Origin of the sequence: Gilliamella sp. wkB171, assembly GCF_001693755.1 — a bacterium.
Lineage (GTDB): Bacteria > Pseudomonadota > Gammaproteobacteria > Enterobacterales > Orbaceae > Gilliamella > Gilliamella apicola_F.
Genome location: NZ_LYST01000043.1, coordinates 38715 through 56574 on the forward strand (window position 1 = coordinate 38715; position 17860 = coordinate 56574).

Consider the following 17860-nt stretch of genomic DNA (forward strand, 5'->3'; position numbering starts at 1 on the left):
TGAATTTAATCAGATAAATTTATCTGGTTAAAAATTGAGATGTAAGTTTTCTATTATCTATCTTAAATAAAAGATAATCTAGTAAATCATAATCTGAAAGCACTAGGTATCACTAATCTATTATGGCAATTTACCCGCCACATTTTTGACGCCATTACTAGATTAAAAAGAGCTTGGTTAAATGTAAGTCATCAACTAAGTCACAAGTTACGTTCAATAACAATATTGGATTGAGATAGAAAAACGAGTCAATTACAACGTAATCTTTCTCGATTTTCTTCGTCGCCTATTTACCTAAAAATCAAACACCTTAAATCTTGTTGTGAATGTTGACAGTCAACTTGTCAGCAATATTATACAATTAATTGAGTGATCAAAGTACGGATACTAATACTGGCTGTCGCCTTTATTTTATATCGTTTCAATTTCTCTACAATATAAAAAAGCTGGGAAAACCCAGCTCTTCATTTTTTCAAACAACAATAGAAAAATAATAACAATTAATGTTCCCGTGTTTTTCTAAATTCGACATCTGGATAACGTTCTTGAGTTAGATTTAAGTTAACCATACTTGGCGCAATATAGGATAAATTATCACCCCCATCTAACGCTAAATTTTGCTCACACTTGCGTTTAAACTCTTCGAATTTCTTCACATCACTACATTCTACCCAGCGAGCGGTGGTCACATTCACCGGTTCATAAATTGCTTCAACATTATATTCAGATTTTAATCGAGCAACGACCACATCAAACTGAAGTACACCAACTGCTCCAACGATTAAGTCATTGTTGGCTAATGGTCGAAATACCTGCACAGCGCCCTCTTCAGACAATTGCACTAATCCTTTTAATAATTGTTTTTGTTTTAGCGGATCTTTTAAACGAATTCGACGGAATAGTTCCGGGGCAAAGTTAGGAATACCGGTAAACTTAAGATCTTCACCTTGGGTAAAGGTGTCACCAATTTGGATAGTGCCATGATTATGCAATCCAATAATATCGCCTGCGTAAGCCTCTTCTACATGTTCACGATCGCCTGCCATAAAGGTTAATGCATCAGAGATATTGACATCTTTAGCAAGACGAACATGGCGCAATTTCATGCCTTTTTCATATTTACCCGACACAATACGCATAAACGCAACGCGGTCTCGGTGTTTTGGATCCATATTTGCCTGAATCTTAAAGACAAAACCTGTAAACTTTTCTTCACTTGCCTCAACTTCGCGCTTATCTGTTTGTCGGGGCTGTGGTGTTGGTGCCCAAGCCGTTAAGCCATCTAACATATGATCAACACCAAAATTACCTAATGCGGTACCAAAAAAGACGGGAGTTAAATCACCGGATAAAAACGCTTGTAAATCAAATTCATTCGATGCACCCTGCACTAACTCAAGTTCATCACGAAGCTGAGCAGCTAAATCATCGCCAACTGCGGCATCTAATTCAGGATTAGTTAAGCCTTTAATAATACGGACTTCTTGAATGGTATGGCCCTGACCTGATTGATAAAGATATGTTTCATCTTTGGCTAAATGGTAGACACCTTTAAATAATTTACCACAACCAATTGGCCAAGTAATTGGTGCACACATGATATTGAGCTCATTCTCAACTTCATCAAGCAGTTCCATTGGATCACGAATATCGCGGTCAAGCTTATTCATGAAGGTCAAAATCGGCGTATTACGTAAACGCGTTACTTCCATTAATTTACGCGTGCGATCTTCAACCCCTTTTGCTGCATCAATCACCATTAAACAGCTATCAACGGCCGTTAAAGTTCGATAGGTATCTTCTGAGAAGTCTTCATGTCCTGGGGTATCGAGTAAATTAACCAGACATTCATTATAAGGAAACTGCATGACAGAAGTTGTAATCGAAATACCACGCTGCTTTTCCATCTCCATCCAGTCGGATTTAGCGTGCTGGGCATTGGCGCCGCGACCTTTTACCGTTCCAGCTGTTTGAATGGCATGACCAAATAATAATACTTTTTCGGTAATGGTTGTTTTACCTGCATCGGGATGCGAAATAATAGCAAAAGTGCGACGCGCATTCACTTCATCTAAATAAGCTTGTTCTGTCATAAAATTAACGATAATTATCCTGCAAAAAATAATTGACCATTTTAACAGATCCAGTCAATTTTTACCATTGCAGTTATTTATGTTGTTATTTGCGTTATTGGTTTATCTATGCATAATGTTTGCTTAAACTAGTATTGATTAGTTGCCATTTTTTTAGTTTGAAAGAAAACCTAGCTTTCAGTATAAATTGGATTTTGTTATGAATATTCGTGATTTAAAATTGTTCTTACATTTATGCGAAACATGCCATTTTGGTATGACCGCTGATGCTATGCATGTAAGCCCTTCAACGTTATCCAGACAAATACAACGCTTAGAGGAACATTTTGGTCATACCCTTTTTATTCGTGACAATCGCCAAGTCCAAATGACACCAGAAGGAGAAAAGGTAAAACGTTTTGCTCAGCAAGTAATCAGTTTGCATCAGCAAGTGCGCCAAGAATTAGATCAATCCAATCAACAATTAGTTGGCGAATTAACTCTATTTTGTTCAGTAACAGCCGCTTACAGCCATTTACCTGAAATACTTGACCGCTTTCGAATTAATTACCCGCTTGTAGAAATTAAACTCTCAACCGGCGATGCAGCAGATGCGGTTGAAAAAATTCAGTCCAATCAAGCCGATTTAGCCATTGCAGGCAAGCCTAAACAATTACCTTCAGGAGTCGAATTTTTAAAGTTTGGTGAAATAGAGATGGTGTTACTCATACCCAAGCTCAATAGCTCATTTAGTGATAAATTACACCAAAAAAAACCGGATTGGCATAATATACCTTTTATTCTACCGGAACATGGCCCAAGCCGGCATCGCATTGATTTATGGTTTAAACAGCAAAAAATCATGAGCCCCAAAATTTATGCAACAGTTGCAGGTCACGAGGCAATTGTTTCTATGGTGGCATTAGGTTGCGGTGTAGCCTTATTACCTAAAGTTGTTATGGAAAATAGCCCTGAAAGAATTCGGGAAAGAATTACTGAATGGTCAACCAATTTAATGGAACCGTTTGACGTTGGGATCTGTGTTCAAAAAAGACGTTTATCAGAAAAAATTATTGCGGCGTTTTGGGGATTATGCAATCTTAATTTACCAAACCAATCCCAATAAACAAAATATCGTGTATAATCATTTACCTAGAAAATAGTTACATTATTAATACTGCAAGCAACATAAAAAATACTTTGACGACAAGCTTGGTTGTTTAAAAAGGAAATATTTTCATGAACACAAGAACGATAAAAATATTAACATCATTAATTCTTCTTACTACAACTACGATTGCTTTTACAGTACAGGCCAAAGGTAATACACGTTTAAATATTAGCCGTGAAGAGAATAATACTATTGTAAAACCTCAATGGTTAACCATAGAAAGTACAAACTATTATGATGGTGATAGCGATGACTTAGCCACAGCGGGTTTAGGCTTTACACCGCTATCAACAACTAAAATCAATCTTAAGCAGGCTAACCCTAAGCAGCCAACAACTCAAGAACTAAGGCAATCAAAACTTAACCGATTCATTGATACTAAAACGGGAGAAGGCACTCTTTTTGGTTATCAACGTAAAACCTTAACCCCATTGTTTGATGGCAAAGTGGCAGGTACTGAGGTTTTAGCCACCCTTAAAAATAAAGAAGAAACTGTCGGTTTATTATTACAAATCCCTTTGGATTTTGATAAAAACAAACCTTGCATTGTTGCGGTGCCTTCCACCGATTCCGATGGATTATTTAATGCTCACGATGTACAAATTAGAGGATTATGGGGATTACGTCATAACTGTGCGGTTGTTTACAACGATAAGGGATTAGGCAATGGTATTTATGATATCACTAATCAGCGTGGATTTGCCATTGATGGCAAAACACAAACAGATAATCTTCTTTTTAAACCAGATATTAACAATCGAGAAAGGTATGTTAAAGCCTATCCCAACCGCTACGCCATAAAGCAACTGCATTCAAGACAGAATTCAGAGCAGCGTTGGGGGGAATTTGTTTTAAATTCTATCGAATTTGCATTTTATCAACTCAATACATTATATTCACCAGATAAAACAATCAAATATAACAAAGACAATACATTAGTATTAGTCTATGGAGCGAGTGATGGCGGCGGTGCGGCACTTAAAGCGGGTGAACTTGACAAAAATAATGTGATAAAAGGAATCGTCGCAGTAAACCCGCAAATTGTACCTTATTCCAAAAAAATACCCGCTAGCGTACAATTTGGTAAAAATCCTCCTGTTAAAATCGAATATCAATCGATAGCACAATACAGCGCATATGCTTCACTTTATATCCCTTGTGCTGTGCCAGCAATTATTGAAAACAATAAAGATAACCATATTCCTTTTGCCGATAAATATGTTTTTTCACAAAACCGCTGTAATGACTTAAAACAAGCTAAACTATTAAAAGAAGGCACACCTGAAGAAGCGCTTGAAAAGCTGCATAAATATGGGTGGACGCCTGAAATGGATATGCAATTACCCTATTTTTATTTTAAAGAAACGGTCAGTTTACCTTATCAATACATTAGCGCTTACGGACACTACGACATCACCGAAAGAATGTGCAACTATTCGGTTGCTAGCACGCAACAAAATCCTATTTACTATACCGGTAAAGTTGCACCATTAAAAGAAGTCGCCTTTGAACAACTTTGGGGATTATCTAATGGGCATTTACCTGTATGGATTGGTAATGATTCAACTGCGTTAGCGCTGGTCAATAATGAAGATGTGATTTCACCTAGAAGGGATTTCTATTCTAGTTCTGAAAGCAAAGAAAACATTGATTATAATAGTAAAGGGGCTATATGTTTATATAAAAAAATAAACGATCCGCGCGTTCAATATGGTATGGGGCAAATCATTGCTTCGGCTAATTTAAATGGAATCAAAACCTATATTGTACATGGCCGTAATAATGTTAAACAATTACCGGATTACACATCACGAGCTTATGTCGCGTTAAATAGCCAAGTAGAAGGTAAAAATTCACAATTACGCTACATTGAAGTTGAAAATACGAGCTATTTAGATGGTAAACCGCCATTTGAGAACATTTTACTCCCTATAGATTATTATGGTGAAGATGCAATGGAGTGGTTATGGGCAAATCTAACGAATAAAGCAACCCTGCCCGAAAGCCAAGTGGTTCATACAAAACCACGAGTAAGTAATAATGATATTACCCTTGATGCTACCATTAAAAACTTAGTGCCGATTTCACAATCACCAAATCGCAACAATGTCATTAAGAAAGAAAACGGTAAACTTACTATTCCAAATTAACAACTAAAGATTATCGGGTAAGTTGATTAACTAAACTTATTCCGATAATCGCCTATTTTTTAAAAATGATTGGAAATAACAAATTTTATCATTTGGGGATATAATTTAAAAAAAAGTGATTCAAGCGCTGAATAATGTTGCTTAATATCAACAATTGTCTCTTTTAATAAAATGAGTTTAGGTCTTCGCGCAGCCATACCTTTAAGTACTTTTTCAATAAATTCAATATAAGCATAATTTTCCAGCCATTTACCTTGCCACATTGACTGCATAAAATATTGATAATCTGTTGGATAATTAGCAATAAAAGGGGCAATTTGCTTTTTGGTCAACTGATTAAATTCAGCTACGGCAGCATAAGATTTTATACCATACTCTGACCAATATTTAGACAGAAAATGATCCCAAACAATATCTAATGCAATGGGCGCCACTCGTTGGTGAGTTTTTCTAAATAACTGTTTAGCTTGCTTCACTTCGGGTAAAGAATCGATCAGGCTATCGATTTTGCGGTGAAGCATAATGCCATCTGCAATAGTTTGCGGATAAGTTATATAAGGATCACCTTTAACAAAATCGGCAACGGTATTGCCAATCAAGGAACTGTTTGCCAATGTTGCCAAATGTAAATGTGCAAGAATATTCATACAATAAGAATAATCAATTATTCACGGTGTTTAAACTGCCCTTCAGCAAATCCTTCACGCCAATAGCTGGTAATTTGGAATGCATCGGCTGGCAAATTACTATATTTGTCTTTTAGCGCTCGACGCAGCTGCTGTGCTAGCGATGCCTCCATTCCCCCCCAAAAAAGTAGTGGTGGATTATCGGTAAAATCTGTCGCCAAAATGCTATCAATCAGTTGACTTGGTTGTCCTTTGTCACGGACTAACCAATGAATTTGTTGGTTGTCTCGAACAGGTAAGGGTAATACATCGGTTGGATGATTAACTTCAATAAAGGCATTGACTTTTTGATAATCAGGCAAGTGCTCAATAGCGTAACTAATAGTAGGCACGGCAGCGATATCGCCCATAAAAACTAACTGCTGATCATCAACGTTTAATTTAGATACAACACCAACTACACCAACTTGAGCGCCAACAGTTGCCCGCTGTGCCCATAACGTTGCCAAACCTTCTGGATGAATAGCAAAATCAATTGCTAATTGTTGTGTTGCTTCATCAAAATAACGCACACTATAAGTTCGAGCCAATTCGCGAGTTCGTTCATTGACAATAATTTTATTATTTTCATCTAACTGGGGAAAAGGAATCTGACCAGATTCAGGATCAGTAAAGAGTAATTTAATATGTGGACAAACCCAAGATTTATCAATCGTGAGTGGCTTACTACAAGTAAAGTGTAATCGAACAAAACTATGGGATATTTTTTCAATCTTAACCACTGTCAATATTGCATTAACAATCACTCTTTTATGTTGTTCTGTCATATTTAAGATCCTTTCATTCCATGTTATTAGCATTATCATACAACAAAATAGCCAAAATATAGCCAACTTTTTATTTAACGGTTTTGCGTTCAATACCGCAATTAAAGCTTAGCTTTACGAGCAATGCATACAACAGTATTGACAGTTTGAATTAATAAGTTAAGGAACCAAAAGCATGGCACCAATCTTGCTCAAACTTTACTATTGCTGCATCCACAGCTGGATCAGAAATAAATTGTTCAGCCACATCAACAGGTAACGTAATTGATTGACATCCTGCTAATAAACAATCCAAGGCTTGTCGTGGTGTTCTAAAACTGGCCGCTAACACCATAGATTCAGGACAATGTAAATCTAATAATGTCTGTAACTCTTGAATTGTCTCTTTACTATTGCCGCCTTGAGCATCAATGCGATTAACATAAGGTGCTATATATTTAGCGCCGGCTAAAGCACCTAAAAAACCCTGTGCCGCCCCATATACCGCCGTACCTAATGTTGGTATTCCTTGTTTGCTCAATTCCTTTATGGCAATTAAACCTTCGGCATTAACGGGTATTTTAGTTACGATAGTTGGCACAGCTTTTCTTAGTTGCTTAGCTTCTTTTATCATCTCTTTAGCTTGATTCGACAGTACTTGAGCAAAGAGTACTTTATCCGAACCTAACAGTTCTTGTAACTCGGCTAACAACTCAAAAATCGGCTTTCCTGATTTTGCCACAATACTTGGATTCGTCGTGACACCTTTAATGGGCAATATTGCGGCAAGACGCTTAATTGCTGAAATATCCGCTGTATCTAAATATAATTCCATACTATGCCTCTTGTATATAGGTTGATTATCTGAGTGATAAGACACTAGCATAGTAAAAAATATTGTTTTGTTAGCCTAGAAGACGATTTTGCTATTTACTGGATTTTTGTACGCTAAATATAAAAATGAGATCTTGATCACATAATTAACACATTTAATAATAAAGATATTTTATTATGCTTTGCTTTAATCATTGACGATATATACTCTATAAAACAGCGTGTATTTCTTGATATCATACTCACTTAAATAGCATGAAAATATCCATCAATAACACACTAACTAAGCTGGTTAATGGACAAATAAAGATTAATCACATCTACTTTGCCGATAATAGCAATGCACCGCCACTGCAAGCTTACCAGATTGATTTTCCGAAGATAGAGATTGTGCTGGAAGGTACACAACCAATTGAATGGACTGATAATGCCGGCAATATTATTCACAAAACGCTTTCAGCCCATGACCTCTTATATACTGTGGCCCATAGTTGGAATAAACCCATTCTAGAAGAGCCTGTCACCACATTAACCATTTTATTTGCCAAACAACAAATTAACCTCAGTTTACTACATTGGAATGGCAACCAATTTACCTCTTATGGTCAAATCAATACGTTAAGGCGCGGTCCAAGAGTCGGCGCTTTTATTATTCAAGCTCTCGCCGAACTGACTTGGCATAATCAACCATCAGAAAACAATCAAACCGCGCACTTTTTGATACAAAGTCTACTGAGTAATACCTTAGATCTTCTCAATGTCAATGTCGAAACTGCATCGAAAACGGCAAGCATTTTTCAAGCGATCCGACAATATATCGATACCCATTTTTGTGACGATATCACCCGCGACTTTTTAGCCAATATGTTTTACATCTCGCCTAACTATTTATCTCATCTATTTCAACGTGAAGGCAAAATTGGCTTAAATGAATATTTAAATCATGTACGTATAGAATATGCCAAATCACTATTAAAAAATTATGATTTAAATGTCAAAGAAGTCGCACAAGCATCGGGCTTTCAAGATAGTAACTACTTTTGCCGAATTTTTAGAAAAAAAACCGAACGCACACCAACCGAATACCGCCGTCAATACCACAGCAAATTATCACAAAAATAATAAATGAGGTTTAAAAACTAAATCGATTGGTGTTGATAACAATAAAATGCAATCAAATACTGTTCATCATTAAATTTTTCAAAATTATCTTTTTGCAAAAATAACGGCAATAATGCAATTCCCTGCCCTTTTTCGACAAGGTTCAACAATTGGCTTAAAGAATCAACGGTAATAATATTACTCGTCTGTTGGTATATAGCTAAAGTCTTAGCTCTTAGCGGACAATCAACATCATTATTAATTAAAATAGGCAGTTGTTGATGAGTGATATTTGAATGGCTTTTTAAAAAAGTAACAGGTAAATATTTTGTAGCCACTAAACAATAATCAGCATGATTAAATTTTTTAAACGTAATCACATTATCAAAAAATTGCTCATTAATAACATGGTTCATCTCACTGGTTCTTTTTATAACAATCTCCGTTGTTCCAATTGCATATTTTTGTTGTTCAATCACAATAAATTGAAAAAGAAGTTCAGAAATTAATAGCGTAGGTTGGCGAAATTTAAATGATGTCTGAAGCTGTGCAAATCTATCGAGTGTTTGAATAGCGAAATGATAAAACTGTTGCCCCTCTTCTGTAGGTATGACACCATCAAATCGACGAATAAATAAGCTTGCACGTAACTCATGCTCTATTTTTTTTAAATGAGCCGTCAAATTTGATTGAGTATAACCTAAAATTTTAGCGGCTTTATTAAGACTATTCATTTCATAAACCGTCTTAAAAATCAATAATCCTTTGAAATTCATTTAAAAACAGTACCTATCACTTTTTTTGATACCCCAATCATAAATGAGGATTATTCAAATCTCAATTCCTTTTCTAAACTAAATCAAACATTGAAAGGAGACAAATTATGCAAGCAATGCAATATAAAATAAATTTACCGGCTGATTATGATATGAAGATAATCAAACAACGAATTATGACTAATGGCCACAAAACGGATGGTTTTAAAGATTTATTATTTAAAGCTTACTTAATTTCAGAAAAAGATAACGATAATATTGCCAATAGCTATTGCCCACTCTATATTTGGCGACGTACAGAAGGCATGACAACGTTCATATTTGACGGTTATTATGACAATATTCTGACTTCATTTGGTTGGCAAAATATTCATATAGGCGTGGCTGCGCAAGTCAATCTCAGTGATCGTTTTAAACAAAGCAATTACATGTTAGAAGAAAACTTCGTCATTACGGCTCAACCACAATTAAAAGGGTTCGACTTCAAACATCCCACACATCAAAATCAAACAGGACAAATAGTAATCTATAATCCTGATAAATGGATGTATTGTATTTTCACTTTTTTTCATGAAAAACCGACATTAGTTAATCACAATCTCTATCAGGTATTACATCTTTCACTCGGTCAATAATTAACTAAAAGCTAACGGCAAAATAGTGCCGTTACAATTGGAAAACATTTAAATAACAGCATGTTAATGAATGCTATAAATTGTTATTGTTAAAATTAGTTTCATTTGTTATAGTTTCAATTGAAACTAATTTAATAAGGCTTTTTTATGGCGATCCCCATTACAACCGTTGAAAAACTGATTGATAAATTTAAATCTCGTGGACTTTCATTCAACTATGATGAGATTTTTTTGACTCGTTTATTACAGTTTAGTACCGAAACACTGTTAGAAAATCTTAACCAAACTTACCAACAGTATCAGCTTGATGACAAATTATTTGCCATTTTACTGGTGATTCATTGGCATCATCCTGACGGTGTGAAGCCGTCACAAGTCAGCGAGTTAACCAATTTTTCGCGTGTGCAAGTCAGCCGTTGTGTCGAGACATTGGTCGCAAATGGTCTGGTTGAACGCCAAGATGATGCGAACGATCGTCGTTCCCACTGTCTGATTTTGACAAATAAGGGGACTAATTTTTTGAAAAATGAGTTACCCCCTATCGAACAGAAAATGGTTGCTGCCTGGCAAATTATTTCGCAAGAAGAACGGCAGCAGTTACGTTCAATCTTAACTAAACTTTTAAAGCACCTTACTGAATAACGATAAGCGAGAATATTTATGAAGAAAAAACAGCTCATACCTCTAATATTATTATTCATTTTGGCAATAAGTTGTATCGTTTGGTTTATTTATAAAAGCCCGGCTTCACTGGTTTTATATGGTAATGTCGATATTCGCACTGTGAATAGTAGTTTTCGTGTTTCAGGTCGCTTAATGCAGTTAAATCATGAAGAAGGCGATCATATCAAACAAGGTGATCTATTAGCTAAACTTGATGCTAAACCTTATCAAATTGCTTTAGATCAGGCGAAAGCCAATTTAATGATGCAGCAAGCGCAATTGGATTTAGTCACCACCGGCTATCGTAAAGAAGAAGTCGCGCAAGCTACTGCACAAGTCTTACAGTATCAAGCGAGTTATGATTATGCCGAAAGCAATTATCAACGCATGGCAACATTGATTAAATCCGCCTCGATATCTAAAGATCAACTGGATAACAGCTTAACCTTGCGAAATCAAGCCAAAGCCAATTTACAGACAGCAAAACAAAAGCTAGATCAACTCACTAACGGTTATCGCAAAGAGGAAATTGAATCAGCACAAGCAACCGTTGCAGTGGCAAAAGCTGAGCTTGAACAAGCTGAACTTAATTTATCGGATACCGAACTTTATGCTCCTACTGACGGCACCATTTTAACTCGCGCAGTTGAAGCCGGTACAATGTTGAGTGCAGGCACACCGATTTATGCGATTTCGTTAGATAGGCCAGTTTGGGTGCGTGCTTATATCGATGAAGTCAATTTAAGTCAAGCCATACCGGGTCGAACCGTTTATGTATATACCGATTCTCAGCCGGACAGACCCTATATCGGTCAAATTGGCTTTGTGTCTCCTACAGCTGAATTTACCCCGAAAACGGTTGAAACACCCGTATTACGCACTGATTTAGTTTACCGTTTGCGAATTCAAATTAACCAAACCGGTGAAGGTCAAGCAGATGAGATGTTACGTCAAGGTATGCCGGTAACCATTAAATTTTCACAATAATGGTGACATTATGCAAAATCATCAGCAAATTGTACTCGATAAGGTCACCAAACAGTTTGTGCAAAACAATCAACCGGTAACAATTGCTATAAAGCCGTTATCGATAACCCTTTCCGCACATGGGGTGACTGGTTTGGTGGGTCCGGATGGCGCCGGCAAAACCACCTTGTTACGAATGTTAGCAGGGTTGCTTACGCCAAGTGAAGGCAAAATTACTGTTGCAGGATTAAACCCGATAGAAAACCGTGATCAACTACGGACAATTGTAGGCTATATGCCCCAAAAGTTTGGTCTTTATGAAGATTTGACCGTGTTAGAAAATCTTAATTTATTTGCTGATCTACGTGATATCAAAAGCGAAGATCGTCAGCAAATTTTCGATAAACTGCTTAAATTTACCGATTTGGCGCGCTTTACTGAACGACTAGCCGGTAAGTTATCCGGCGGGATGAAGCAGAAACTTGGTCTAGCTTGTACTTTATTGGGCGATCCACAAATTTTGTTGCTCGATGAACCGGGTGTTGGCGTTGATCCGATTTCACGCAAGGAACTATGGCAAATGGTGCATCAGTTAGCCAATGAAGGGATGCTTATCATATGGAGTACATCTTACCTTGACGAAGCTGAACAATGTAAATCTATTTTATTGCTTAATAAAGGTGAATTACTTTTTCAAGGACAACCGCAACGGCTAACCCAGCGCGTTGCCAATCGAGTTTACTTGCTTTCTTCATCTACATCAAATCGAAAGTTATTACAAACAGTTTTAAAATTACCCGCAGTAAGTGACGGTGTGATTGAAGGCGATAATATTCGCTTGATTATAAAATCAGATCAATCTATTGAGCAAATATTAAAGCATCTGCCTATCCCCGATATTACCAGTAAACCCACTTGTGGGCGTTTTGAAGATGCATTTATCGATTTACTTGGTGGTATTACTCATAAAGAATCGATATTGACTAAAATTATGCCGAAAATATCGGGTTCATTAGATGATATTGTTATCGAAGCCAAAGATTTGACAAAAACTTTTGGCAGCTTTATTGCCACAGATCAGGTAAATTTTACCATTAAACGTGGCGAAATTTTTGGTTTATTAGGCCCGAATGGCGCAGGTAAATCAACAACGTTTAAAATGATGTGCGGCTTATTGCCTGTTAGTCGCGGAAAAGCCTTAGTCTTGGGGTTAGATCTGAAAAAAAGTGCGATCCAAGTACGTGAACGCATTGGCTATATGGCGCAACGCTTTTCGCTATATGATAAATTGAGTGTGTATCAAAATCTGCGCTTTTTTGCGGGGATTTATGGCTTGATGGCAGATGAACAAAAACAACGTATTAACGAGATGATAACCGCATTCGATTTAGCGCCAATGTTAGCTAAAAAACCTGAATCATTGCCACTAGGATTTAAACAACGATTAGCTTTAGCTTGTGCTTTGATGCATAAACCCGAAATTGTCTTTTTAGATGAACCGACATCAGGAGTCGATCCGATAACGCGTCGTGAATTTTGGGTTCATATTAATAGTCTGGTTGAAAAAGGTGTAACGGTTATGGTGACAACGCACTTTATGGATGAGGCTGAATATTGTGATCGCATCGCTTTAATTAATGGTGGCAGAGTGATTGCTTTAGGTTCACCAAATCAATTAAAGCAATCCGTCGCCGACAATGCAACTATGGAGCAAACTTTTATTAAACTGGTCGTTGATGCTAAATCAGGAAAAACATTATGATGTTTTCATTCAGCCGTACATTGACACTGTGTAACAAAGAGATTAAGCAAATCCTTCGTGATCCAAGTAGCTGGATGATCACCATTATTATTCCCTTGTTATTATTGTTCCTATTTGGTTACGGTATTAGTTTAGATTCCAACAAAATTCGTATTGGTGTATTAGTCGAACAACAAAGCCAGCCGGCTCATGATTTTGTACAAGAATTGAATGGTTCCCCCTTTATTGATCCTGTGTTTTCAAATAACCGCTATGAATTATCAACAAAATTAAGCGCCGGACAAATTCGAGGGATAGTTGTCATACCCGTTAATTTTGCGCAAGCAGTACAAAATCACCAAGGAACTATTCAACTTATCACCGATGGCAGTGAACCCAATACTGCTAATTTTGTACAAGGTTATTTAACGAGCATATGGCAAATTTGGCAACAAAAGCAAAACCAACAACGATTGATTGACCATCGTCAAGGTATTGAAATAACCTCGCACGTTTGGTTTAACTCAGCGGCGATAAGCAAAAACTTTATTTTACCTGGCGCTATTACGATCATTATGACAGTGATAGGTTCAATTCTAACTGCTCTGGTGATTGCTCGTGAATGGGAACGTGGCACGATGGAAGCGTTATTATCAACGCCAATGACTAAGTTAGAGTTTTTATTATCAAAGCTTATTCCCTATTATCTAATTGGTCTACTCGCGTTAATTATTTGTGTAATTGTGACGGTGGGCATCATGCAAGTGCCTTTTCGCGGTTCGATTACACTATTATTAATTGTGAGTAGTTTATTTTTACTGGTTATTTTACAACTGGGTTTATTAATATCAACATTAGCCCGCAACCAGTTTAATGCAGCTATGATTGCATTAAACGCGGCATTTTTACCAGCCGTTATGCTTTCGGGATTTGTATTTGAAATCAACAGTATGCCGGCCATTATTCAACTCGTTACTTATATCATCCCGGCTCGTTACTACGTCAATATTTTACAAACGCTGTTTTTAGCCGGCGATATTGTATCGGTAATGCTAATTAATGCGTCTTTTTTAATTACCTGTATCTGTCTTTTATTTGTGGTGATATTTAAAAAAACCCGTATGCAATTAGATTAAGCTAACCGGAACAATTACTATGATAAAATTGATTAACACAATAACCCTATATCGAACATTGACTCTAATAAAAAAAGAGCTCGCCCTACTTTGGCAAGATAAACAAACCCGTCTTATTTTAGTCATGCCAGTTTTACTGCAAATTTTTATCTTTCCTTTTGCCGCTACGCTTGATGTCACCAATGCAACAATAGCCGTGTATAGACCAACAATAGATGAACCGAGTACAGAGTTAATTGATCGATTTGCACATTCGAGTTCTTTTTCTAAAATATTAGTACTCGATTCGCAGCAGGCCATTATTGATACAATTAATTATCAAAAAGCCTTAGTTGCGGTGCAATTTCCTAGTGATTTTTCGCAAAAATTACTTAGTGGGCAATCCACACAAATCCAAATTATTTTAGATGGTCGCAAGTCTAACAGTGCACAAATTGCTGCTAGCTATATTCAACAAATTATTATGCAATATCAGCAAGAACAACTAGGGCAAAATAGTAGTCAATTGATTGTCCGTCATCGTTACAACAGTAATTTAGACTATAAACATTTTATCTTACCGTCCTTAATTGCGTTAATTACGACTATCGGCGTTATGATTGTCACCTCACTTTCGGTAGCGCGTGAACGCGAACAAGGTACCCTTGACCAGTTACGCATTTCACCTTTAATGACTTGGCAAATTTTTACTGGTAAAGCAATACCAGCAATTATTGTCGCCATGTTACAAGGCAGTCTGATACTGATTGCCAGCATTTTTCTTTATGGCATTACCTTTCAAGGATCACTCATTTATTTTTATTTATGTATGTTTAGTTATGGATTATCGTTAGTTGGATTTGGCTTATTTATTTCTGCGCTTTGTTCAACTCAACAACAAGCATTTATTGGTATTATTACCTTTATGATGCCGGCAATATTATTATCAGGATTTATTGCGCCGGTCGAAAACATGCCAATTTTTTTACAATATCTAACAGAAATTAATCCGGTGCGCCATTTTGTCGAACTAACAAAGCAGATTTATCTAAAAAATGTCAGTTTTGCTATTATCTGGCATAGTTTATGGAAACTGTATGCCATCACAATATTATTAGGTGGTAGTGCTTACTATCTATTTAAAAAGTATGTGTAACATCTCATAACATTCGAAGATTCGAATAATGCCTATTATGATTATTGACCTATTTTTATGCCACTTATACTACGACAAGCTTGTTATTTATTATTTTTAACGCTCTATAAAACCAAATCAGCGTCTGAAGAAAAAAATTTGGCGGCCAACCGCGTGAATAACTTACCTGCTGCTTACTGAGTTAGATAGATGTATTGCTTAAATTTTGATCTAATTGTATGCTTGCGGCTCCGACGCCCGCGCCTCGTTCGTTTACAACGACTCGTTGCGGGCTTTTGCCACAACATTTACTTCGTTAATGTTATGGCAACGTCGCGTGTATTCATCGCTATAACCATCCACACCATACTCGCCCTCAAGTTGTACGCCAAACTCGGTTGAAATCACTTATGGCAAATGTTCGCTTAGCTTAGTTACGGAAAAAGCTACACACAAAAATCGACTTATTAAGATATGTTTTAAATTGAAATAAAACAATTTTAAAACAGTAACCTAATTGCTGGTTAATGACAAATACAGTTAGATTATATGTGCTTAAAAAAGCACCTTCTTTAAATAAAAATGCCTTATTTAAATTCTGTTGATAATCCAACTTATGACAAATATTGATCATAAATCCTTATTGCAACATGAAATCCTTATCTAATTTATACTATTTAAATCAATTGGATAGTCATTAAATAAACACGTAGTTAAATCATTCTTTACATAAAACATAATGCATATTGGTATCGACACCCACACCAACATCACCATAGTACAAACCTATTCGAAAGTGCGCACTGTTACCACCCGATAATGTTCCCCAATAGTCTGCTGTCCAAAACAGCTGATCTAGCCAGTGTGATTTTGGATAGGTATTTTTATCTAAATGTCCCCATTCACCCAAAATGCTTTCGCCAATAGACCTTGTATAAGCACTATATTGATAAATCCAATTCATTGGCGCAGCACTACGAGGGGAATTAGTTAATTCTTTACGAGTTATCAAACTACAAAAATTAGACGCATTCTGCCAATTATATGCAAATTCATAAGGTACAACCCAAATACCTCGTGGATCAAAAGTATAATCATACTTTAACAATGGATTGTTTTTTAACGTTGCCCGAACAGTGACAGGTCCAGAAGGCTTATCACTAAGTAGTACGTTGCCTAATTTATCAATCGAGACTTTTCCACCAGGATTGTTAGGAACAGAATAGTTATAATCTGTTTGCGCACCAGTTAATATTAGCTGAAACTGTGCACCAGGAAAGCCAGTAGAAGGAAACTTATTTGACGATACTGATGGCGCCGCTTTAAAACCCAAATTAGGCACATAATCTGAAGTATAACCACCGCCATTAAGAGGATCTGGTTTTGTGCTGTCGGGTATATTCCACCAATTATCTGAATCTGAATCAAAGTTAAAATCGCCTTTTTGATTATTAGTTAACCATTGCTTAGCGGGTAGCACAATTGTTGCGTTAGGTTTGAGATAACATACTTCGCGTTTAGATAAAATATAATAACTGTGGCTTGCCCCCGTAAATTGACCTATATCCGGTATACCATAACGGGTTGCTAAAGCACCATCATCGGCACTAAGTGTTAATTTATAGGGAGATTTACACGCATCTAACTCACTATTCGGATTCGATTTCACATAATCGGTCACATCTTCACCATCGTACGTTTCCCATTTCACTCTCATAGAACCCGTTATGGTAAAAAGTTTATCTCCATCTGGATCACGCCAATAATTATTTGCTACTATCGCATTGGCTAACGGCATTGATGGATAATTGTTAAAAGGTAAATGGGTTTTGATATCATTAAAAGTTGTCGGCACTTTTTCTATCACAATGGGCTCAACTACTGATGATTTGTCTTCCAACGCGCTTATCACCTTATTATCCGGCAACGTTAACGATAAGAGTGGTAATATTGTTGTTGACACTGTCTTTCCATTGTCAAAGGTTAAATAAGGCCCTGTGCCATTAATTACCTGAGCTGTTTGTGAGTTTAAGCCATACACCTGCTTTATCGATAACGCTGTCAATATT

The 17860-nt window shown here is 36.6% G+C and carries 16 protein-coding genes; 9 read left to right on the plus strand and 7 right to left on the minus strand.

Features of this window, described 5'->3' with window-relative positions:
- Nucleotides 1-500: 500 nt before the first annotated feature.
- On the minus strand, nucleotides 501-2093 hold the full coding sequence (gene prfC / locus A9G03_RS06310; protein WP_065634843.1) for a peptide chain release factor 3: 1593 nt from the start codon (nucleotides 2091-2093) through the stop codon (nucleotides 501-503).
- A gap of 199 nt (nucleotides 2094-2292) precedes the next feature.
- Here prfC and ilvY point away from each other — a divergent pair, with 199 nt between their 5' ends.
- Complete coding sequence (gene ilvY / locus A9G03_RS06315) at nucleotides 2293-3198, plus strand: HTH-type transcriptional activator IlvY (protein WP_065798723.1); 906 nt, start codon at nucleotides 2293-2295, stop codon at nucleotides 3196-3198.
- A 113-nt stretch (nucleotides 3199-3311) separates the two neighbouring features.
- Nucleotides 3312-5393, plus strand: a complete 2082-nt coding sequence (locus A9G03_RS06320; RefSeq protein WP_065798724.1) for a 3-hydroxybutyrate oligomer hydrolase family protein — start codon at nucleotides 3312-3314, stop codon at nucleotides 5391-5393.
- A gap of 59 nt (nucleotides 5394-5452) precedes the next feature.
- Here the strand turns inward: A9G03_RS06320 and A9G03_RS06325 are convergent, their stop codons facing one another.
- The 3 genes from A9G03_RS06325 to fsa all read right to left on the minus strand — a co-directional run bounded on the left by A9G03_RS06325 (nucleotide 5453) and on the right by fsa (nucleotide 7660).
- Complete coding sequence (locus A9G03_RS06325) at nucleotides 5453-6040, minus strand: acyl carrier protein phosphodiesterase (RefSeq protein ID WP_065798725.1); 588 nt, start codon at nucleotides 6038-6040, stop codon at nucleotides 5453-5455.
- A 17-nt stretch (nucleotides 6041-6057) separates the two neighbouring features.
- A complete protein-coding gene (locus tag A9G03_RS06330) occupies nucleotides 6058-6846 on the minus strand; it encodes a siderophore-interacting protein (RefSeq protein WP_065798726.1) in 789 nt (262 codons plus the stop codon).
- 151 nt (nucleotides 6847-6997) lie between these two features.
- Nucleotides 6998-7660, minus strand: a complete 663-nt coding sequence (gene fsa, locus A9G03_RS06335) for a fructose-6-phosphate aldolase (RefSeq protein WP_065798727.1) — start codon at nucleotides 7658-7660, stop codon at nucleotides 6998-7000.
- Between the two features lie 254 nt (nucleotides 7661-7914).
- Here fsa and A9G03_RS06340 point away from each other — a divergent pair, with 254 nt between their 5' ends.
- On the plus strand, nucleotides 7915-8781 hold the full coding sequence (locus tag A9G03_RS06340; protein ID WP_065634849.1) for a helix-turn-helix transcriptional regulator: 867 nt from the start codon (nucleotides 7915-7917) through the stop codon (nucleotides 8779-8781).
- 17 nt (nucleotides 8782-8798) lie between these two features.
- Here the strand turns inward: A9G03_RS06340 and A9G03_RS06345 are convergent, their stop codons facing one another.
- Nucleotides 8799-9536, minus strand: coding sequence for a LysR family transcriptional regulator (locus tag A9G03_RS06345; protein WP_065634850.1), 738 nt, complete (start codon nucleotides 9534-9536; stop codon nucleotides 8799-8801).
- Between the two features lie 107 nt (nucleotides 9537-9643).
- Here A9G03_RS06345 and A9G03_RS06350 point away from each other — a divergent pair, with 107 nt between their 5' ends.
- From A9G03_RS06350 to A9G03_RS06375, 6 genes are all read left to right on the plus strand, one after another.
- A complete protein-coding gene (locus A9G03_RS06350) occupies nucleotides 9644-10171 on the plus strand; it encodes a DUF4865 family protein (RefSeq protein ID WP_065634851.1) in 528 nt (175 codons plus the stop codon).
- 147 nt (nucleotides 10172-10318) lie between these two features.
- Nucleotides 10319-10813 (plus strand): MarR family transcriptional regulator, encoded by a 495-nt coding sequence (locus A9G03_RS06355; protein ID WP_065798728.1) that lies wholly within the window; start codon nucleotides 10319-10321, stop codon nucleotides 10811-10813.
- An 18-nt stretch (nucleotides 10814-10831) separates the two neighbouring features.
- A complete protein-coding gene (hlyD, locus tag A9G03_RS06360; RefSeq protein WP_065798729.1) occupies nucleotides 10832-11821 on the plus strand; it encodes a secretion protein HlyD in 990 nt (329 codons plus the stop codon).
- Between the two features lie 10 nt (nucleotides 11822-11831).
- Nucleotides 11832-13562 carry an ATP-binding cassette domain-containing protein gene (locus A9G03_RS06365; RefSeq protein WP_065798730.1) on the plus strand — a complete coding sequence of 577 codons (1731 nt, stop codon included), beginning with the start codon at nucleotides 11832-11834 and terminating at the stop codon, nucleotides 13560-13562.
- Nucleotides 13559-14677, plus strand: coding sequence for an ABC transporter permease (locus A9G03_RS06370; RefSeq protein ID WP_065798731.1), 1119 nt, complete (start codon nucleotides 13559-13561; stop codon nucleotides 14675-14677). Before A9G03_RS06365 ends, A9G03_RS06370 begins: the two co-directional genes overlap by 4 nt.
- Nucleotides 14678-14696: 19 nt before the next feature.
- A complete protein-coding gene (locus tag A9G03_RS06375; RefSeq protein WP_065798732.1) occupies nucleotides 14697-15812 on the plus strand; it encodes an ABC transporter permease in 1116 nt (371 codons plus the stop codon).
- A gap of 252 nt (nucleotides 15813-16064) precedes the next feature.
- On the opposite strand, the gene A9G03_RS12720 is transcribed toward A9G03_RS06375, so the two are convergent.
- Nucleotides 16065-16199 carry a hypothetical protein gene (locus tag A9G03_RS12720; RefSeq protein ID WP_257006545.1) on the minus strand — a complete coding sequence of 45 codons (135 nt, stop codon included), beginning with the start codon at nucleotides 16197-16199 and terminating at the stop codon, nucleotides 16065-16067.
- A 310-nt stretch (nucleotides 16200-16509) separates the two neighbouring features.
- On the minus strand, nucleotides 16510-17754 hold the full coding sequence (locus A9G03_RS06385; RefSeq protein WP_143425827.1) for a hypothetical protein: 1245 nt from the start codon (nucleotides 17752-17754) through the stop codon (nucleotides 16510-16512).
- Nucleotides 17755-17860 lie beyond the last annotated feature (106 nt).